Genomic DNA, 19,124 nt, shown 5'->3' on the forward strand with positions numbered 1-19,124 from the left:
ATATTATTTTTTTAAAATAGTTCATTCATGCCCGGGATGACACCCCCGGTATCCGCACCCACTTCTTAGTTTTATGGAGCTCCCGTCGCCACCCGGATGCACTCCTCGGTGGTACCCAGTCGCACCGCAGCCCCGCACATGTTAGGCACATAGGAGAAGGCTTTCCCCGAGTTGACCATGATAGTCCCGAACCGTTCCATCGCCGGGGAGACCACCATGCAGGTATCGGCAAAGACCCTGGCCCCACTCTTTTCTATGGCCGCCACCAGGGGCTTCTGTTTCTCCATGACCCCACGGGCTGCGAAGACATAGAGGGGGATGCGGACCGTTTTTCCTTCAAGGAGGGACGCGATCCGGGATAGTTCCTGCTCCGAGCAGTGGGGGCAGCCGAGCGCCACCGCGTCCACAGGGGCATCCTGAAAGACGTCCGTGATCTCCTCCCACACGACCGGGATCGTTTCCAGGCTGCGGGTGTCGTAGGTGAAGATACGCGCCTCGGGGGTGATCCCCTCCACGTGGAACAGCGCCACCGCACCGGATGCGGCCATTGCCGCCCCGAGCGTCTTCAACTGGTCACGGGTGGGACGGATCCCCGAAAAGATGGGGATCCTGTTCCCCGCAATGGATCCGACCCGGTATCCAAGGGCCCCGTAGTGGGCCGTTTCCAGCTCGTGGCCGTCCGTCTCCACCCTGATCGCGAGCTGCGGGGCCCGTACCGCCACGAGGTGGAGGCCGTATTCCGGCGTCCTCCCTACGATTGCTGCCGCAAGGGCGCTCGGCCCGCCCTCCCGGTTCGTCCGTGCTCCCACCACCGAGTTTGCGTAGGCCACCGCCGAGGACTCCGACCATGCCAGGTGGTCGCCGTAGTGGATCAGGTGCAGGTAGTAGGGGGTGCAGGTGCACTCCAGCCGCACCCCGAGCCGGCGGTAGGCCTCGATGACCTCCTCCTGCTTCGCAGCGAATCCCGGGTCGATCCCCATCTCCCTCCACCGGGACCGGTCCATCCCCACCGGGTTGAGCATAGTGGGGACCGCGACGGTGGAATCGAGGCTCCGGAGCCAGGAGAGGCCGTATTCCCCGATGGTCTTATATGAAGCGCCTGAGACCTGGACGCTCCGCACCGGGACCATCCGCTCCGCACCGAAGACTTTCCCGAGGGCGACCAGGATCTCCATCATCTTCATCCTGGTCTCGCCCTCTTCGCCCTCGAGGATCCGCTCCTCCTCCCCGGTCAAAAACATCGGCTACCACCCTGCACGGAGGAACTCGCGTTCCCGGCCGAGCTCCATGGTGGCGTCGACCCCTACCTTGACATTGGTCCCGTCCTCAGCCTGGCAGGGATCGAGCGAAGAGCCCCGTGCGCCGGGTATTATCAGGATGTCCTTATCGCCCCGGACCCTGGTCGCGATGGCGAACTCGACGTCCTTCGGGTCGTCAGGGTTGATATCCTCATCCACCACCACCACGTGTTTGAGGGAGGTATGGGCCGCAAGGGCGGCGAGAATGGCGTTCTTGCCGTCGCCCTGGGTGTTCTTCCTGACCTGGACCACCGCGTGGAAATAGCCACATCCCCCGGTGGTGAGGACTACGTTCTTCACCTCGGTCACCCCCGCTACCGCGCGGTAAATGACCGGCTCGTACGGGGCTCCCATCAGCATCTTGTGCTCGTTGCCTCCCGGGAGAATCCCGTGGTAGATGTAGTCAGGGGCAAGGTGCATACCAGTGAACTCGATCACCGGCTGCTGCCGGATCAGGTCGTAGGTCCCGGTGATGTCCACGAACGGGCCTTCGGCGGTCTTTTCACCGCCGATATACCCTTCCAGCACGATCTCGGCGGGCGGGACCAGCACCCCGTTCGGGCACCGGGAGACCCGGAGCTCGCCCCCCATCAGTTCCGCAGCGAACTCGAGTTCCTTCCCCCGCGGCACGCGGGTGCAGCTCGCGAATATCACTGCCGGGTGTACCCCGATGGCCATGGCGACAGGAAGCCGCTCCCCGTTCTCCAGGGCCGCGCGGAGCATGGTATGGGTGTGCCGTCCTTCCACCAGCCGGGCCGCGACCCGGTCCTTAGAGAGGACCAGCATCCGGTGGATGGAGGCGTTCTCCACCTCGTCGTAACGGGAGAAGACGATCCCTGCAGTGATGTACGGGCCGGCATCGAGCGGGAAGTGTTTCATAACCGGAAGGCGGGAGAGGTCCGGTTTTTCCATGGAAAGCGTCCCCTCGCGGATCACGTCACCTGTGTATTCCATCCCAGAAAGCCGTTTCACCATCCCAGTCTGGTCCATCCCCAGTGCGAGGGCCAGGGATTCACGGTTGGCGGTGAGGTTCATCACCGCCCGGTGTCCCGAGAGGTTGTGGAAGAAGAGCAGCCTGTCCGTCCCTGCCGCCATTTTCGGCGCAGCGAACTCTTCGTCACATGCCCCCTCGATATCCGTCACCAGTCCGCGTTCCCTCATCCGCGCAATAAACTCCCGCATCACTTCACCTGGATTCAGGTTGGAGACCGAGGCTCATAAATCGATATCCAGGTACAGGTGTTTTCCCCCTGCGATCACTACCTCCTGTTGACAAACAATTCCGGGGCCTCTTGTTCCACGGGTGGGATGTTCCAAATGCCTGTGCTAAGAGAACCGCAAAATCGACTTTGTTGGCATCCTTACCATGTGACGTTCTTGGGAGCTTCGCCCACGATACTGCGCCAGCCCCCGGCGCGATATCTCCCGAAAAAGTTTAACTCTTGCCGATATTGCTCAATATCAAATAAGTAAAAAGATCCTCGACCTGCGACAGTCCGGAAATATCCTGTCGGGGCGTCGCAGCGGCGCGGCGCAGCTCCAGGAGCATCATATACCATAGAGTGTGTTCTTAAACTACCCCGGGCAAAGCCTCGGGAATATAGTCATCAATGAAGGAAATCGAGGATGTCAACCAAGCCGAAAATATCAAAAACACAAAATGGGAACCCGGTAATCGTATTCCTAGCGGCCGCCGGGCCGGCCGAAAAAATTACCCCCTGGGGGGGGAATAGAACCGGTACCGGAACTGCGCATCCTCGAGTTTTTGTGCCGTGCGGGGGTCGAGCTCGCGCCGCACCGCACGAACGATATTGTTCAGGATGTTGAGCTGCTTGAGCACGTCCAGATCGTCGTCCCCGTATTCGTTGAGGAAATCGAGGAGCTCGTTCACGTGCTTCAGCACGGTCGGTCCCGCAACGAGGTTGAGCCGGTTCAGCGTATGAGCCAGGCGCATCTTCGCCCGGTCCCTCGCATACGGGTCGTCACCCGCTACGTTCAGGTCGGTGATGGCATGGAAAAGGTCCTCGTAGACCTTTTGTTTCTGCCGGTTCCTGACCAGGGAGAGCTCCCTTCCCTCGGAATAAATATAGGAGAGACAGAGCGCGATTACAATCGCCACCACCCCTGTCGTGACCACAATCCAGTCTTCTATCATCCAAACACCCGCGTCATCCGAGGGCCGTTATAAACCCCTCGTTGTGAGGTGCGCGTTTCGAATGATAAACGTTGCCGTTCTGTTCCGCCTCCGCACCAAAGACTATCCTTCCGTTATAAGCCGTTTCTGGGTAGTAACGGGCCGGACGTGGAGCACCTCGGCGGCCGCCCTCCCCACCGCCTCCACGTGGGCGGGAAGAGTATAAACCCCCACCCTCCACTGGCCCTTCCTGGTCTCGTTCAGGGTGGTGAGGATGGGCGAGACCTCCCCCAGCCCGAGCACCCGGTGGCGGTTCTTGACCTGGATGGGAAGGGACATGTCGGAGGGGAACTCAGGGATATCCACCAGCACCAGGTGCGGGGGAACCCCCGCCCGGTCCGCGATCTCGACCGCGAACACCCGTTCGTCATGATGGGAGGCTTTCCCCGCCAGGTTGTAGGCATTGACCTGGTCCTGTCCGACATACAGGGCTCTTTTGTACAGCCGCCGGGCGTAGAGACCCTCGGCAAGCTCCCTGGCAACCGTGACCGGAGAGGTAAGAAGGGTGTGCATGCATTTGGCATCGTCCATCCTCATCAGGGCGAAAGCCTCCCCGCGGTTTCCCGAGAGGTGGGCAGTCACCGACAGGAGGAACATCATCTCCGCGATCCTGCTTACGTGGTGGTAATAGACCGCGGGGCGCATCAGCGTCCGTGCGATCAGGAGGGACTCCGCGGCATTGATCCCGCTCTCGTGGAGCACGATCTGGTCTTTTGCCCGGAGCGTGCTCCGTATCAGGCGGTGCGCATCGACCGTCCCGTAAGGGGCTCCGGTGTAATGGGCATCCCGGAGCAGGTAGTCCATCCGGTCTACGTCCAGCTCCCCGTGGATTATCCCCGAGAGGGGATGGTCGCCGTCGATCAGCGAGACCAGGTCGGCGGGGCTGATTCCCTGTCCTTCCAGCGCATCCCTGGTATAGGGGTCCTCGAGCAGGGGGCGGATATAGTGGTGGGGGTACCCGAGCAGGTCCTCCATGAGCGGCTCGATGGCATGGGAGAACGGTCCGTGCCCGATATCGTGCAGCAGTGCCGCTGCAGCGACCAGTTTCTGCTCCTCTTCATCGAGCTGGAGCTGGCGGGCCATCAGGTCGGAAAGGTACATGGTCCCCAGGGAGTGTTCGAACCGGGTATGGTTCGCTCCCGGGTAGACCAGGAAAGAGAAGCCCAGTTGCTTCACGTAGCGAAGTCGCTGCAGAAGGGGTGAGTCAAGAAGCGGAAGGACGAAATCCGCCACATCGATATACCCGTGCACCGGGTCCTTGATGATCTTCATCCAGGGTTCCCCATGATTTCTTCCTCTTTTTTTAGGTCCTCTGCTCGTGAAGTGCCGGAGCGCCTGGCATCACGGTTTTTTTCAACTTCCCGGATCGTTCTTCCCGGAGAATGATCTCCGCACACCTGCGTCGCGGTCTTCTCGCCAGGGCCCTCACATCGGGGTCGCCCGGCCTCCGCGCGGAATGCGGGAAAAATTATCCTTCCATTCCGGATAGTACCCAATCTTGATATATGACAGGTTAAAGTATGTGGATATGATTACCTTCCTTTCCGGCGGCACCGGAACCCCGAAACTGCTCAGAGGTGCGCGAATGGAGCTCCCCGACCCGCAGATCGGGGTGGTGGTAAACACCGCCGAGGACCTCTGGATCAGCGGGAACCACCTCTCTCCCGATATCGACACTGTGATGTACCTCTTCTCCGGCGACCTGAACACGGACACCTGGTGGGGCATGAAGGACGACACCTTCGCCACACACGAAGAAGCCAAAAAACTCGGTGTTGAGGAGTTCATCAGGATCGGTGACCGGGACAGGGCGGTGCATATCGCCCGCGGGGAACTTCTCCGGAGGGGGCTCTCTCTCTCGGGGGCGACCGAGCAGCTCTGCCGGGCGATGGGTATCGGCGCGAGGATATTTCCGATGTCCGACGCGGAGGTACGCACCCTGATCCGGAGCGGGACCACGACCATGCACTTCCAGGAGTACTGGGTGAAGAACCGGGGTAATGTCCCGGTCGATGAGGTGATCAGGTCGCCGGCATCCCCGGTGGACGCGGGTGACCCGGCCCTCACCCTGATTGGGGAGAGCAGTGCAGTGGTGATCGGGCCGAGCAACCCTATCACCAGCATCCTTCCCATCCTTGAGTGCCGGGGGGTCCGAGAACTCCTGGAAGAGCGGTTCGTGGTCGCGGTGAGCCCGTTCATCGGCGACGCCCCGGTGAGCGGCCCCGCGGGGGAACTGATGAAGGCCCGTGGCTTCGAACCGAACTCGCGTGCGGTCCATGGGATCTACGACCCCCTGGTCGACCTCTTTGTGCAGGACATCCGGGACCCGGTCACGGTCCCCGGTGCGCTCCGTTTCGATACCCTGATGACCGGACCGGAAAAGAGCCGGGATCTTGCCCGATTTATCCTTAACGAGATCCGTTCGCGGGGAATGGCGGTGTAGGGGTATCCTCCGGGATCTCGATATGTATTTGAGATTGAGGGCAGATACAGTGTAATCGAGGAGGAAATGGGCCTATTCAAATCGATATTCGGGGGTAACGCCGAGCCGGAGGACTTCCGCGTGGGGGCGGTGGGGATCTCCGACCAGGTGGAGAAGGCGCTTGCCTACGGGGACGTCGACGACCGGTGGAACGCCATCCGTGCGGTAGGAGAACTCGGGGGACCGTTCATCGATCCACTGGTGCACGCATTAAAAGACGATTTCTGGATCATCCGCCGGGGTGCCTCGGATATGCTGGGCCGGATGGGCGCCCCGGCGGTTCTCCCCCTCGTCGCCATACTTGCGGAAGAGGACGAGGCAGTGAGGAGAGAGACCGAGCGGGCGCTCATTCTCATCGGCGACCCCTCGATCGAACCGCTTGAGAGGGCGCTCTCCGATTCAAATCCTCATATCAGGAGGGGCGCCATCGAGATCCTGGGCCTGATGCGGGTGCCCCAGGCGGTCCCCGGGATCATCCGGGCACTTTCCGATGAGAAACCGCTGGTACGTCAGGAAGCGGCGATCGCGCTCCGGCGGTACGACGAGCAGTCGTCGGTCACCCCCCTGATCGGTGTCCTCCGCGACGATTACGGGTATGTCAGGATGGCCGCAGTGGAGACCCTGTGCCTCCTTGGAACGAAAAGCATCGAACCCCTGATAACGGCCCTGGGAGAGGGGACCGGAGAGTACCAGCAGCGGGTGTCCCTGGCCCTTATCTCCATCGGCTACCCTGCGGTGGATTCCCTGATCGGCGCACTCGGTAACGAGAATGTGGATGTTCGCCGGCATTCCGCCAATATCCTGGGCCGGATCGGGGACGCCAAGGCCACAGCGGCCCTGATCCGGTGCCTCGATGACAAAGAGAAGAGCGTTCGCGGGGAGGCGACGAAAGCCCTGACCGATATCTGCGACCCTGCCATACCGGCTCTTGTCAGAGCGTTCCATGACGGTGACCAGATCGTCAGGAACTGTGCCATGGAGGCGCTCTGGATACTGGGGACCCGGTCGACTCCCCCGCTCCTCGAGCTCCTCGACGATCCCAACGCGGACGTGCGCCGGCGGACGGCAATCCTGCTCGGAGAGATAGGGGATAAGAACTCGCTCGAAGCCCTTTCGCGGAAGCTGACCGACGAGAACCCTGCGGTGCGAAGGGAAGCGTTCGAGGGGGTGGAGATGATCAAGCAGAAATGCGGCATATCCCGTCCGCTCCCGGAAAGGACACCCCCGGCAGAGATCGATCTTGGAGACCCTCCCGCGGAGAACGATCCCCCCGAAGAAAAAAATAAAAAAAATCTCTGGTAATCTACATTCTTTTTTCAGGGCAACAGGGTAAACGTCGAGGTCTCCGAGAGATTCCGCACCGTAAGCGCGGTGATGGTCACGACGTACTCGTCCGGGACGAAACCGGCGGTATCCAGGATGTAGGACCATGAATTGTTACCCGGCGGGACTCCCTCCTCCACCGTGACGACTGCCGACGCGCCGGAGAACGCGGTGTTATTCTCCTTCGGGGCAGGCCCGAACGAGACCGAGGTCACTTCGATGAGCAGCTGGTTCCCCCCGGAGAGGATGGTGCTCCCCGAGATCAGGATCTCGTCCCCGACGTGGTACGTGCCCCCGGGAACGTAACGGATCGGACCGGGAACGGGAGATGTTCCGGAAGGAATTGCAGTGACCGCCGGAGTGGTCTCCACGGGGGAGACCGTGGCGGTGGGAACCGGCGTGGTGGGGGGAGGGGTCGCCGGACCCCCGGGATAGTACGCGCAACCCGCGGCGAGCACCATGCACCCCGCTATTGCGACCAGGATCCATCCTGAAGAGTTCATGCATGACTCTCCCGCCCGGGACACATTAAGGTGCGGTTCTGACCGGATTCTGACCCGGCTGTCACGGCACCTTCTTTCGGGGGATCCCCTTCCGACCGGAGGTTAGGAAACTGTCTCATCCGGGGAGGGTTATTCAGCCTGGCCACACCCCCGGGAAAGTTCCCGGCTCGCGGTCTCCGGGATCCCCCCTCCGGTCCCCCGGGCAGCCGGAACCGGCATGGGGACATTCGAAACCTTATCGTCGATCCCGCCGCAATAAAAAGGGTACATGCGGTTCGGGATCTGTCGCACCATTAGCGGTAGGCGGGGAGGCACGTCATGAGCGGCCGCGACCGCCCGTCGACCGGAGAGGAGGTCCTCTTAAAGCTGAACAGCAAGTTCCCGGTGGCAAAAAAGCTCTACGGTATCACCAAACTGGGCATCTTCGACGCCCTCGCCAGGGGCGAGGAAGAGGAGGACGGGCGTATCGATGTCCTGGTGGAGTTCCAGTCGGCCGGGGAGAACCTGAAAAATTTCTGTGAGCTTTCAACCTTCATCGAGGAACTGCTCGGACGGAAGGCCTGGCTGGTCACCACCCGCGTCCTTGCGGAGCACCCCCCGGAAATGAAAGAGGCACCTCCCTTCGATGGCAGGGGAAAAGACCTTTCGTGCATCGAAAAGATCAGGGAGGAGGCCGGGTTTCTCCTGGAATACCAACAGAAGGCAAATTTCCGACAATTTTCCCTGGAAGAGCCTTCGAACAGGAAGGTATCCCTTTCCCTGGACACTATCGGGCGTTGTGCGGTCCAGGTCTCTCCCGGGGAGAAGATGCGTAACCCGCAAATCCCCTGGAACCTCCTGATCTGTTTTCATAACAGGCTTATACACCCGTATTACGGGCCAGATCTCAAGATCGCCTGGAGTGCGGTTACCGATCTCATCCCTCCGCTGATCCAGGACCTCGACGCAATCATTGCACACCTGCAGAAGAGTCCCCCGGCCCGGGAGCCGCCCGGGGGCTCATCGGGAGAGCATTGACGGTTCCGGTCGTTTCAGCATGGTTATTAGGGGAGAGCACGAGAGATCCAATAGTGAGCCTTCATCCAGGGATACGGACGTCCGCCCTGGTGAAGGAGCCGCACCAATTCCGGGTCGTGACGCATGAGTTCCTCGTATAACCTCTCCCCGCCCCTCAAGGCCCTTCTGGATTATGCCGAGAGCGCGCTCGGCACCGAGATCGTTCTGTCCCGGAGGATGGATGTCCCGCCCCACGGTCTGCTGGTGGATGACTACACCTTCGGCACCGGGAAGAATATCATCGCGTTCCCGGGCTCCATGCTCGGTATGCTCAAGGACTTCGTCATCGCGAAAAACTGCGTCCAGCTCCTGTTCCGGGGAATGGCTGCCAGGAATGGACAGTACAGGGTCCTCTCGTTTACCGAGGAGAGCGCGATCAGGGGTGCAAACCAGATCTACCTGGATACCCTGAAGGACGAGAATACCCGGAACATGGAGATCTGGCGAAAAAAACAGCTCATCTTTTATCTCTACATGCTCTTCCACGAGACGCTCTCGGACCTGCCATGGAGCGTGCTCGCGAATATCCTTGTCGCCAAGAAGTATCCCATGATGCGCAATGCGCAGATCTACTCTCTGGTAAAGGAGAGCATGCGTGACATGCACGACCTCGTCCCCGCAAAGGAGTTCCTCCCCCAGCGCTACTTCGTGATGCACAACGGACTTTACTACGGCAGGGATATGATCCTCGCCTACTACCTCTCCGAGAACAAGCTCAACCCGGTCATCAATATCCCCGAACTGCAGAAGTTCCGGAACCTCGATGTCAAGGAGATGATGAGTGTCCGCTGGTCCAGGTCCCCCTGGTACCACACCAAGATCGTGGGTGATGCAATGTCGAACGTCCTCAAGCTCAGCCTGACCGTGGACTTCGAACGGCCGATCGGGGATGACCTCTTCTCGGACCTCTACCGCCAGGGCGAAGAGATCGCGAACCGGTGGATGGTGATGATGGCCATGCCCAACTGGTACCCGTGGGAATCCCCCGGGCACCTGAGAGAGGCCGAGAAACAGAAGGACCGGATAGAAGAGGCCACGCAGGCCCACGTGTTTGGGGACGCAGAAGGATAACGGTAAGTACTCTCCCGGCCCGGTTCACACGGCCGAGGGGGCAAAACCCATGTGCCCGGAGATCGCATAGCTATAGGATTTGATATGCGGATACCGATACAGGATGTGACCCCCGAGACCGGCACTGCCGAAATTTTTGGGTGGGTCCATGAGGTCCGGGATCTTGGAGGGCTCGCATTCTTCCTTATCCGGGACAGGACAGGAATTATCCAGGTCACCGTACCTAAGAAAAAGGCATCCGAGCATGTGCTCACCGCGATAAAGGAGGTCTCCCGTGAGTCCGTGGTCCGGATCTCCGGGACCGTGAAGGCGATCGATAAAGCCCCCGGGGGCCGGGAACTGGTCCCCGAGGTCTTCCAGATCATCTCCCGGAGCGAGAGCCCCATGCCCCTCGACGTGGTGGAGAAGGTGCCTGCGGAGCTTGATACCAGGCTTGATTCACGGTTCCTTGACGCTCGCAGGCCCAGGGTTGCGGCAGTCTTTACCATCAGGTCCGCGGTGATCCACAAGGTCAACGAGTTCCTCTTCTCCCACGGGTTTGTCAATATCACCACCCCCAAAGTGGTGGCCGCGGCGACCGAAGGAGGGACCGAGCTCTTTCCCATCGCGTATTTCGAAAAGGAAGCGTTCCTCAACCAGAGCCCGCAGCTCTACAAACAGATGATGATGGCCGCCGGGTTCGAGAAGGTCTTCGAGATCGGGCCCATCTTCCGGGCCGAGGAGCATAACACCACCAAGCACCTGAACGAGGCGACATCGATCGATGTGGAGGTCTCGTTCGCGGACCACTACGAGGTCATGAACCTGCTCGAGGACCTGGTGCGGGATACCTACCTTCATGTGGCGGACCACTGCCAGGATGCCCTCGCCAATCTCGAGATCAGGGATTTCGCCGTTCCCGACTGCCCCTTCCCCAGGCTCAATTACGCGGAAGCCATCGCTATCGCGCAGAAGAAGATCGAGGAGCCGATCGGGTACGGGGACGATCTCAATTCGGCGGCGGAGAGAGCCATCGGCGAGGAGATGGGGTGTCATTACTTCATCGTGGACTGGCCGACGGAGATCAAGCCCTATTATGCCATGCCTTTCGAGCACGACCCCTCGATCTGTAAGGCGTTCGACATGATGCACCCCCGGATGGAGCTCTCCAGCGGAGCCCAGCGGGTCCACCAGCACGACCTGCTCGTACAGCAGATCAGTGCGAAAGGTCTCAATCCCGAGAGTTTCGAGTTCTACCTGACCCCGTTCCGCTACGGCATGCCGCCCCACGCGGGATGGGGGCTCGGGGCGGAGCGGGTAGTGATGACCATGCTCGGGCTCGGCAACATCCGGGAGGCGGTCCTCTTCCCGAGGGACCGGCACAGGCTGGTGCCATGAACCTCATTCCCGGCGCGCCGCTCCTTCCCACGACCGTGGTGGGGAGCTATCCGGTAGTGCAGGGCGGAGGGCTCTCTTCGCTCGTAAATCCGCTCCGGTCCGCGATGAAGCGGGCGGTGGAGGACCAGATCAGCGCCGGGATCGATATCATATCGGACGGACAGGTACGGGGCGATATGGTGGGTGCCTTTACCTCCCGCCTCCCCGGGATCCGTGGACAGGAGGTGGTGGGAAAGGTGCTCCCCGCATCCGCGCCCATCACCGCGGCGGATGTGCGGTATGCCCGCCGGAGGACCCCCCTCGTGAAAGGGATCGTCACCGGGCCGACAACCCTCGCCCATGCCCTCCACCTCGCAACACCGCTCTACCGGAACCGTGAGGAACTGGTCCCGGACCTCGCTTCGGCGCTCGCGCTGGAGGCCCGTGCACTCCAGGAAGAAGGGATCGCGGTTCTCCAGATCGACGAACCGATCCTGTCCACGGGTATGGGCGACCTGGAGGTCGCGAAAAAAGCCATTGCGATAATCGCCGGACAGGTCTCGGTCCCGGTCTGCCTCCACGTCTGCGGGGACCTGGGAGCAGTAGTGGACGACCTCCTCTCCTATCCCGTGCAGATCCTGGACTTCGAGTTCTCCAGGAACCCTGGCAATATGGAAATAATCTCCGGAAAAGACCTTGGAGGGAGGATGATCGGGTTCGGGTGCGTGGACTCGGCGAGCCCGGAGGTCGAACCTGCTGATGTCATCCTTTCCAGGATCAGGGGTGGTGTAGAACTCTTCGGCCCGGAACAGATGCTCGTCGACCCGGACTGCGGGCTCCGGATGCATTCACGGGACACGGCGTATGCCAAGCTTTCTCACATGGCAGAGGCCGCGAAAACGGCAAGAAAAGAGTGTCAGGGGTAGGTTATACCACTCTCGAGGTGGTGGAGAGTTCGATCCCCTTCTCGGTGATGTTGAACGGGATAAGCCGTTTCGGCACCGCCATTTTATGGGCTTTGTGAACGGCGAGCTGCCGCTCGATCTCGTTCATGAAGATCACTTCCTTGAGCTCGATTACCACGTCGGCCCGCCGCAATACCTGGAACTCTTCGACGCCGGAGTGGAGTTCAGGGTAGACGGTGAACATGATGTTCGCATTCCGGGCAGCCACCTCTTTCTCGGCGGCGATCATGCAGTCCAGGGCTTTCTCGATCCCGAATTTGAGGATCACCGAGGAAAGGGAATCCACCACGAGGCGGTCTCCCTTGTAGAGCGGGACAAACGCCGAGGGATCGATCCCTCTCGCATCGATCATTCCTTCCTCGATCTCGGCGTCCATCATGAGATAGGTCCCGGGTTCGTTGTCCACCCGCCAGAACTGCCGGGTGATGTGCTCGATACCGGTGAGAGGGGAGCCTATGACCACTATGGTGGTCCCGAGCGGATAGCCTCCCTCCATGGCCTGGTCCAGACCCCCTACACCGCTGGACCTGCGATCTTCCCTTGGCAAAAGGATTTCCCCGAATTACTATTCTCAAGCCGGCCTGATAAGTGTTATCGGGATTGTTTCACCCGAACTGTTCGCGGAGCGAGCGGCGGAGCAGTTTCCACCCGTGAGCCCGGGGAAGCGACGGGAGCACGATCATCTCCCTCGGGATCTTATACCCGGCCATCCGGGCCCTGCAGAACTCCTCCAATTCTTCTGCGGTAAGGGTCTCCCCGGCGACCAGCACCACCGCTGCGACCGGGATTTCTCCCTTCCGGGGGTCGTCCCGTCCGAATACCGCGACATCCGCGACCTTCGGGTGCTGGAGGATCACGTTCTCCACCTCCGTGGGATAGACCTTCCACCCCGACATGATGATCATGTCCTTCTTCCGGTCGGTGATAAACAGCACTCCCCCGGGGTCAAGGTAGCCGATATCGCCGGTGAGGAACCAGCCGTCGGGCCGGAAGTGTTCCGCGCTTGCCTCCGGGAGGTTCCAGTAGCCGAGCGCCACCGCCGGCCCGCGGAGGGCGATCTCTCCGGGTTCGCCTGAGGAGAGCATGCACCCCGGGTCATCCGGGTCGACAATCCTGACCTCCGAGTAGCCTACAGGGCACCCTACGCTCTGGTAATTCCGGGTGAGTTCCGGATGATCCGGGATGGTCGCGGTCCCCGTTCCCACCACGATGGTCTCAGAGAGCCCATAGGAATTCGCGATCGGGATCCCGTATCGCAGGTCGAACTTCTCCCAGATAACGGGCAGGAGCTGCCCTCCGCCGCTGATGATTACCCGCACGGTGCGCAGGCTGTCCTCGGTTCCCTGCGGCGCTCCGGCGAGGGTATGGATCACCGGCGGCATTGCCGCGAGCACGGTTACGCAAAAGTCCCTGCAGATGTCCAGATACTCCTGCTCCGAGAAACGCTCCATGATCAGGTAGGTCCCTCCGGCGCGGAGCGCCGCGATCCCCCAGCTCACCCCCACGTGGCCCATGGGATAGATCCCGAGGTAGACATCCCCGGCACGGAGGGAGAGGACCTCCCGCTCGGCATCCAGGGCGGCCATCCAGTTCCCGTGGGTGAGGACCGCCCCTTTCGGCCGGCCGGTGGTCCCGGCGGTATACTGGAGCTGGCAGGGGTGATCGAACCCGCAGTGTTCCGCAGGCAGTTCCGGTGACGCCGTGAGAAGCACTTCGTCCCAGGATTCGCCGAATCTTCCTTCCCCGACCCGGATCACCACATCGACACCGGGGACTCCCTTCACCGCGTCTTCCGCGATAACCGCCGCAGATCCTCCTGCACAGATAAGGCCACGTGCCCCGGAGTCCCTGAGCACGTGGGCCAGTTCGTCGGCCTTGTACACGATGTTGGCCGGGACGGCGACCGCCCCTATCCGCCACAATGCGAAGTAGCAGACGAGGTAGCGGGGAGAGCTGTCGAGATAGATGCAGACCCGGTCTCCCTTCGCTATTCCCCGTGATTTCAGGCCGTTCCCCAGTCGGCATGCCTGTTCGAGCAGTTCCGCATAGGTAAGGGATTCCCCGGTGTGTGGCACCCTGAGCGCGACGAGGGCCGGGTCGCAAGCGTGCTGATCAAGGAACGTGGTCACGTTGGGCATGGGTTCACTCCGGGAAATGCTCTCACAGGAATATACACTGATGTATAATTGTGTCCATTTTATCACTTAATCCTGCCTGTTTCTGGCGGCGGAAAACGGCTTCGCCGTTTTCGTGATGACGTTGAATCAGGACACTCCCGGGGCTCCGCCTCGCCGCTGTGGCGCCCCTGGACGGGATATTACCGGGTCGTCGTTATGCAGAATATTTCCAGGAATCTCGACAGGAAAGGTTCCTGATCCGCCGCGGGGCGCCCTTCGGGGCGGCGGCGTCTATCCCGTTTGAAGAAAACTCGAACTGACTGGTGAGATTATGCGTTCTTCCCTAAAAGATGGAAAAATGTGAAATTTGGATAAAAACCGCGGATGCGGTTTTCCGCCGGAAATTACTGGTATTCGGGTGGCTGCACTTCTTTCGGCAGGCCACCCTTGAAGTGCTGCCGGATACGGCCGTATGATTCACGGAGCCGCTCGTTCATGGTGGGGTGCACCTTGTCCAGGCTCTGCTCGAAGTGTTTGAGCGTGACGTTCTCCGCACCTTCCCGCATGGCGAATATCCCCGCCTCCCTGCAGAGCGACTCGATGTCAGAGCCGACGTAGCCTTCCGACCGGGCCGCGATGGCGGAGATCAGATTGTCCCTCGGTTCGTCCTTCAGGACGAGGCGGTGCTGGACGAGCACGTCCACCAGCTGCTTCCTTCGCTGGCCCCGGTTGAGCACCTTCTCCTTTCCGGGGGTGATCTCCTGCACGAGGGGTGCGATCTCTTCCACGGTGACTTCCCGGTCATCCCCGAGTTTGTCCACCAGGTTCGTGATCCCTTCCTCATCCAGGCGTTCGACGAGGGTGACCAGTTCTTCCATCCGGGAACCGTCCACAGGCATGTACCGGGTGTGAATGCCCAGGATCTTCCTCCTGTCCACTGCCTCGGGCTCTCCCACGTAGACCAGCCGGTCGAACCTCCCGGCCCGGAGAATCGCGGGGTCGACGATATCGGGACGGTTGGTGGCTCCCATCACCACCACGTCCTTTAAGTCTTCGAGCCCGTCCATCTCCGTGAGGAACTGGTTGAGTACGCTCTCCATTACGTGCGAGTCCCCTCCGGTCCCCCTCGCCGGGGCGAGGGCGTCGATCTCGTCGAAGAAGAGGATGGACGGAGCCACCTGGCGGGACTTCTTGAACACCTCGCGTACGGCCCGTTCGCTCTCCCCGACCCACTTGGAGAGGAGCTGTGGCCCGCGGATAGCGATGAAGTTCGCCCCGCTCTCGTTCGCCACCGCTTTCGCGATCAGCGTCTTCCCGGTCCCCGGCGGACCATAGAGCAGCACACCTCTCGGCGGTCGGATCCCGAGCTCCTCGAACCGTTCCCGCTGAGTGAGCGGATACTCCACTGCTTCGCGGACCTCCTGCTTGGCCTCCTCGAGCCCACCCACTTCCTTCCAGGTGACGTGGGACACTTCCAGCATCACCTCCCGCATGGCGGAGGGGCCGACGTCCCTGAGTGCGCCCCGGAAGTCCCCGGAAGTAACCTGGAGGGTGTCCAGGACTTCCTGGGGGATCTCTTTCTCATCCAGGTCGATCGAGGGGAGGTAGCGGCGGAGCGCCCTGATCGCCGCCTCACGGGCGAGCGCCGCGAGGTCCGCCCCTACGAACCCGTGGGTCTGCTGGCTGATGAGGTCGAGGCTCACGTCTTCCGAAAGCGGCATTCCCCGGGTATGGATCTTCATGATCTCGATCCGGTCCGGCTCGCCCGGGACCCCGATCTCGATCTCCCGGTCGAAGCGTCCGGGCCTGCGCAGCGCGGGATCGATGGCGTCCAGCCGGTTGGTCGCCCCGATCACCACCACCTGCCCCCGCTCCTCGAGCCCGTCCATCATGGTCAGCAGCTGGGCGACAACCCGCCGTTCCACCTCGCCGGTCACCTCCTCGCGCCGGGGAGTGATGGAGTCCAGCTCGTCGATGAAAATGATCGAGGGGGAGTTCTCCCTTGCCTCCTCGAAGACCTCGCGCAACCGCTGTTCGCTCTCCCCGTAATACTTGGAGATCACTTCCGGCCCCGCGATGGAGATGAAGTGGGCGCCGCTCTCGTTCGCCACCGCCTTCGCGATCAGCGTCTTTCCTGTCCCCGGAGGGCCGTAGAGGAGCACTCCCTTGGGAGGCTCGATCCCCAGTTTCTGGAAGAGCTCGGGATGGCGGAGAGGGAGCTCTATCGTCTCACGGAGGCGCTGGAGCTCGTCTTTCAAGCCCCCGATATCCTCGTAGGAGATACGTTTCAGGCCCTCGAACCCCGCGGCGGGCTTCTCGGAGAACTCTATCCGGGTGTTCTTGGTAATGATCACCGCTTCCTCCGGCTCGATCTCCACCACCTTGTAGGAAACGATCTGGGGCTGGATGAAGGGCAGCCCGATGGTGATGGGCACCGAATCGTTCAGCATCACCGGAAAGTCGATCAGGGCGTTTAACGCATTGGGATTGTTGGCGACGGGGATATTCTTGGGGAGGTCCTCCGGGGGCGCCAGAACGACCACCTTCGCCTCCACCTCGTCCTTGATGGGTATTATGCGCACCGTGTCGCCGATGCTCACCCCGGCGTTCACCCGGGTGAAGTTGTCGATCCGGATCTTGTTCTGATTCCAGTCCTCAACCAGGGAGCGCCAGACTTTGGCCACCGTACGGCGTTTCCCTTCCACCGCCACGATGTCCCCGGGGGATATCTTCAAAAAAAGCATCGTCTCGGGATCGAGCCGGGCCTTTCCGCCCCCCTGGTCTCCCGGATACGCGCTATCCACCTTCAGATAAATCTCCGGCATGACCTAAAGGTCATATATACGGGGATTTATAAGTACTTGTTCAACCATGCGAATTCTTGTCCTCGATCCGTTCCGCGGGGCCGCGGGAGACATGATCACGGGATCCCTCCTCCACCTCGGGGCGGACCGCGACCAGGTCATCGCAGCAATGGCATCGGTGGTGGAAACACCCGAGATCGCCACGGTCAACAGGGTCGGGATTACGGCTTTTAAGGTCCATACCAGGGCGGGGCATTCCCACCGGACTCTCGACGAAGTATTAGACCGGCTTTCATCGGCAAAAGCCCCCGCTCCCGCACTTGAGATGGCAGGGAGGGTTTTTTCGCGGATCGCAAGGGCGGAGGAGGAAGTCCACGGAAAGACGGCCCATTTCCACGAGGTGGGTGCGGACGATGCTGTCGCGGATATTATAGGAGCGTGCACCGCCCTTCATACGCTCAACGTCGACGGTATTTGGGCGTATCCTGTCGCACTTGGCGGCGGGATGATCCAGGGCCACCACGGGAGCTACCCCGTCCCCGCCCCGGCGACCCTCGTCATCCTCCGCGACTCGTCCCTCGAATCGTTCCTGGGAAGCCCTGAGGACGGAGAACTCGCAACTCCTACCGGCGTCGCGCTGCTCGCGGAATTCGTCGCGTCCCTGCCCGGCGGTCCGCTCACCGGCCGGGTCACCGGCGTGGGGTACGGGGCGGGGACACGGGATTCCCCCCGGACTCCGAACGTGTTCCGTTCCATGATCCTGGAAGGAGAGGGAGGTACCCCCGGCCAGGTGGACATCCTGGAGACCAACGTGGACGACGTGAACGGTGAGGTGCTCGCCTCGGCTTTTTCCCGGATAATGGACGCAGGGGCCCGGGACGTAAGCGCAATTCCCTGCCTGATGAAGAAAGGCAGGCCCGGCTACCTCATACGGGTTATGGTCTCCCCGCACAAGAGCAGAGAGATGGCCAGGATGCTCGCCGCCGAACTCGGAACGCTCGGGGTGCGCTGCATTCCCTCCGTGCACCGGTTCGTGGCCGATCGTGAGTTCCGGAAGGTGACTGTGGAGGCCTTCGGCCAGCAACGGGCTATTACGGTGAAACTCGGGCTCCTGGAGGGGAAGATCTTCTCCCTGAAGGCGGAATATGATGAACTGGCGGCGTGGGCCGACGAGCTGGGAGTCCCGGTCAGGGAGCTTGCGCTTATCGTGGAGGACAGTGCCAGGGCAGCCTTTCGTGAGGAAAGGAGCACCTGATGGCGGATGCTCTCCTCCCGACGGGGAGCCCGGATCTCGACCGTCTCCTGGGAGGAGGAGTGGAGCCCCGGGTGATTACCCAGTTCTTCGGGGAGCCTGCCGGAGGGAAGAGCACCATCTGCGTGATGATCGCGGTCTCCTCGCTCCGACAGGGCAGGGGGGTCATCTTCATCGACACCGAGGGTTTTTCCATCGAGAGGTTCCGGCAGATTGCGGGTGACGATGCACTCGGTCTTTCCGAGAGGCTGATCCTCTTCGAACCCCATGACTTCGAGGAACAGGGTGTGGTGATCGGGCAGCTCGACCCCCATCTGAGGGGCGGCGATATCGGGCTCATCGTGCTCGATTCCGCAACCGGACTCTACCGGACCCGTCTGGCGAAAGGAAAAGACGCCATGCAGAAACTGACTGCCCAGATGGTACAGCTGCTGGGGTATGCAAAACGCTACGACATCCCGGTGGTGATCACCAACCAGGTCTACATGGACATGGTGAAGAACGTGTACATGGGCCTCGGGGGGACCGCGCTCGAGCACATCTCGAAGGTCATCGTGCGGATCGATCGTATTGATTCCCACCGGAAGGCCACCCTGGTCAAGCACCGGTCTCTCCCTGCAGGGGGAGTGCTCCGGTTCGACATTGTCAACGAGGGTATCCGCCCGCGGGAAAACCCGGTTTTAAAATAAATCTTCTTTATACC

16 protein-coding genes are annotated in these 19,124 nt (G+C 61.2%); 8 read left to right on the forward strand and 8 right to left on the reverse strand.

Going from position 1 to position 19,124, the window contains the following annotated elements:
- Positions 1–71 precede the first annotated feature (71 nt).
- The 4 genes from J2741_RS06425 to J2741_RS06440 form a co-directional block, all read right to left on the reverse strand.
- Positions 72–1,241: an aconitase X gene (locus J2741_RS06425; protein WP_209674170.1), complete on the reverse strand. Its 1,170-nt coding sequence runs from the start codon at positions 1,239–1,241 to the stop codon at positions 72–74.
- 3 nt (positions 1,242–1,244) lie between these two features.
- Positions 1,245–2,480 carry a UbiD family decarboxylase gene (locus J2741_RS06430; RefSeq protein WP_209674171.1) on the reverse strand — a complete coding sequence of 412 codons (1,236 nt, stop codon included), beginning with the start codon at positions 2,478–2,480 and terminating at the stop codon, positions 1,245–1,247.
- 529 nt (positions 2,481–3,009) lie between these two features.
- On the reverse strand, positions 3,010–3,453 hold the full coding sequence (locus J2741_RS06435; protein WP_209674172.1) for a hypothetical protein: 444 nt from the start codon (positions 3,451–3,453) through the stop codon (positions 3,010–3,012).
- 102 nt (positions 3,454–3,555) lie between these two features.
- Complete coding sequence (locus tag J2741_RS06440) at positions 3,556–4,764, reverse strand: HD domain-containing protein (RefSeq protein ID WP_209674173.1); 1,209 nt, start codon at positions 4,762–4,764, stop codon at positions 3,556–3,558.
- 256 nt (positions 4,765–5,020) lie between these two features.
- Between J2741_RS06440 and cofD the strand changes: the two genes are divergently transcribed.
- Positions 5,021–5,935, forward strand: coding sequence for a 2-phospho-L-lactate transferase (gene cofD / locus J2741_RS06445; protein ID WP_209674174.1), 915 nt, complete (start codon positions 5,021–5,023; stop codon positions 5,933–5,935).
- A 66-nt stretch (positions 5,936–6,001) separates the two neighbouring features.
- Positions 6,002–7,276: a HEAT repeat domain-containing protein gene (locus J2741_RS06450; protein ID WP_209674175.1), complete on the forward strand. Its 1,275-nt coding sequence runs from the start codon at positions 6,002–6,004 to the stop codon at positions 7,274–7,276.
- Positions 7,277–7,290: 14 nt separating this feature from the next.
- On the opposite strand, the gene J2741_RS06455 is transcribed toward J2741_RS06450, so the two are convergent.
- Positions 7,291–7,800: a hypothetical protein gene (locus J2741_RS06455; RefSeq protein WP_209674176.1), complete on the reverse strand. Its 510-nt coding sequence runs from the start codon at positions 7,798–7,800 to the stop codon at positions 7,291–7,293.
- Positions 7,801–8,118: 318 nt separating this feature from the next.
- Between J2741_RS06455 and J2741_RS06460 the strand changes: the two genes are divergently transcribed.
- The 4 genes from J2741_RS06460 to J2741_RS06475 all read left to right on the forward strand — a co-directional run bounded on the left by J2741_RS06460 (position 8,119) and on the right by J2741_RS06475 (position 12,209).
- Positions 8,119–8,817: a HepT-like ribonuclease domain-containing protein gene (locus tag J2741_RS06460; RefSeq protein ID WP_209674177.1), complete on the forward strand. Its 699-nt coding sequence runs from the start codon at positions 8,119–8,121 to the stop codon at positions 8,815–8,817.
- 123 nt (positions 8,818–8,940) lie between these two features.
- Positions 8,941–9,927, forward strand: a complete 987-nt coding sequence (locus J2741_RS06465; protein WP_209674178.1) for a hypothetical protein — start codon at positions 8,941–8,943, stop codon at positions 9,925–9,927.
- Between the two features lie 84 nt (positions 9,928–10,011).
- On the forward strand, positions 10,012–11,304 hold the full coding sequence (gene aspS / locus J2741_RS06470; protein ID WP_209674179.1) for an aspartate--tRNA(Asn) ligase: 1,293 nt from the start codon (positions 10,012–10,014) through the stop codon (positions 11,302–11,304).
- A complete protein-coding gene (locus tag J2741_RS06475; RefSeq protein WP_209674180.1) occupies positions 11,301–12,209 on the forward strand; it encodes a methionine synthase in 909 nt (302 codons plus the stop codon). Before aspS ends, J2741_RS06475 begins: the two co-directional genes overlap by 4 nt.
- Position 12,210: 1 nt before the next feature.
- Here the strand turns inward: J2741_RS06475 and J2741_RS06480 are convergent, their stop codons facing one another.
- The 3 genes from J2741_RS06480 to J2741_RS06490 all read right to left on the reverse strand — a co-directional run bounded on the left by J2741_RS06480 (position 12,211) and on the right by J2741_RS06490 (position 17,190).
- On the reverse strand, positions 12,211–12,795 hold the full coding sequence (locus J2741_RS06480; RefSeq protein ID WP_245249438.1) for an RAD55 family ATPase: 585 nt from the start codon (positions 12,793–12,795) through the stop codon (positions 12,211–12,213).
- A 58-nt stretch (positions 12,796–12,853) separates the two neighbouring features.
- Positions 12,854–14,386, reverse strand: a complete 1,533-nt coding sequence (locus J2741_RS06485; RefSeq protein ID WP_209674181.1) for a class I adenylate-forming enzyme family protein — start codon at positions 14,384–14,386, stop codon at positions 12,854–12,856.
- A 383-nt stretch (positions 14,387–14,769) separates the two neighbouring features.
- Complete coding sequence (locus J2741_RS06490; protein ID WP_209674182.1) at positions 14,770–17,190, reverse strand: CDC48 family AAA ATPase; 2,421 nt, start codon at positions 17,188–17,190, stop codon at positions 14,770–14,772.
- A gap of 46 nt (positions 17,191–17,236) precedes the next feature.
- Between J2741_RS06490 and larC the strand changes: the two genes are divergently transcribed.
- Together larC and radB are read left to right on the forward strand one after the other, a co-directional pair.
- Complete coding sequence (larC, locus tag J2741_RS06495; protein ID WP_209674183.1) at positions 17,237–18,424, forward strand: nickel pincer cofactor biosynthesis protein LarC; 1,188 nt, start codon at positions 17,237–17,239, stop codon at positions 18,422–18,424.
- Positions 18,424–19,110 carry a DNA repair and recombination protein RadB gene (gene radB, locus J2741_RS06500; RefSeq protein ID WP_209674184.1) on the forward strand — a complete coding sequence of 229 codons (687 nt, stop codon included), beginning with the start codon at positions 18,424–18,426 and terminating at the stop codon, positions 19,108–19,110. Before larC ends, radB begins: the two co-directional genes overlap by 1 nt.
- Positions 19,111–19,124 lie beyond the last annotated feature (14 nt).

Source organism: Methanolinea mesophila (assembly GCF_017873855.1).
GTDB classification, from domain to species: domain Archaea; phylum Halobacteriota; class Methanomicrobia; order Methanomicrobiales; family Methanospirillaceae; genus Methanolinea_B; species Methanolinea_B mesophila.

Coding starts and splice junctions, on each gene's coding strand:
- J2741_RS06460 (WP_209674177.1), top strand. CDS start 8,119: ATGAGCGGCCGCGACCGCCCGTCGACCGGAGAGGAGGTCCTCTTAAAG.
- J2741_RS06435 (WP_209674172.1), bottom strand. CDS start 3,453: ATGATAGAAGACTGGATTGTGGTCACGACAGGGGTGGTGGCGATTGTA.
- J2741_RS06430 (WP_209674171.1), bottom strand. CDS start 2,480: ATGCGGGAGTTTATTGCGCGGATGAGGGAACGCGGACTGGTGACGGAT.
- J2741_RS06490 (WP_209674182.1), bottom strand. CDS start 17,190: ATGCCGGAGATTTATCTGAAGGTGGATAGCGCGTATCCGGGAGACCAG.
- J2741_RS06485 (WP_209674181.1), bottom strand. CDS start 14,386: ATGCCCAACGTGACCACGTTCCTTGATCAGCACGCTTGCGACCCGGCC.
- radB (WP_209674184.1), top strand. CDS start 18,424: ATGGCGGATGCTCTCCTCCCGACGGGGAGCCCGGATCTCGACCGTCTC.
- J2741_RS06440 (WP_209674173.1), bottom strand. CDS start 4,764: ATGAAGATCATCAAGGACCCGGTGCACGGGTATATCGATGTGGCGGAT.
- J2741_RS06450 (WP_209674175.1), top strand. CDS start 6,002: ATGGGCCTATTCAAATCGATATTCGGGGGTAACGCCGAGCCGGAGGAC.
- J2741_RS06455 (WP_209674176.1), bottom strand. CDS start 7,800: ATGAACTCTTCAGGATGGATCCTGGTCGCAATAGCGGGGTGCATGGTG.
- J2741_RS06475 (WP_209674180.1), top strand. CDS start 11,301: ATGAACCTCATTCCCGGCGCGCCGCTCCTTCCCACGACCGTGGTGGGG.
- larC (WP_209674183.1), top strand. CDS start 17,237: ATGCGAATTCTTGTCCTCGATCCGTTCCGCGGGGCCGCGGGAGACATG.
- J2741_RS06465 (WP_209674178.1), top strand. CDS start 8,941: ATGAGTTCCTCGTATAACCTCTCCCCGCCCCTCAAGGCCCTTCTGGAT.
- aspS (WP_209674179.1), top strand. CDS start 10,012: ATGCGGATACCGATACAGGATGTGACCCCCGAGACCGGCACTGCCGAA.
- cofD (WP_209674174.1), top strand. CDS start 5,021: ATGATTACCTTCCTTTCCGGCGGCACCGGAACCCCGAAACTGCTCAGA.
- J2741_RS06425 (WP_209674170.1), bottom strand. CDS start 1,241: ATGTTTTTGACCGGGGAGGAGGAGCGGATCCTCGAGGGCGAAGAGGGC.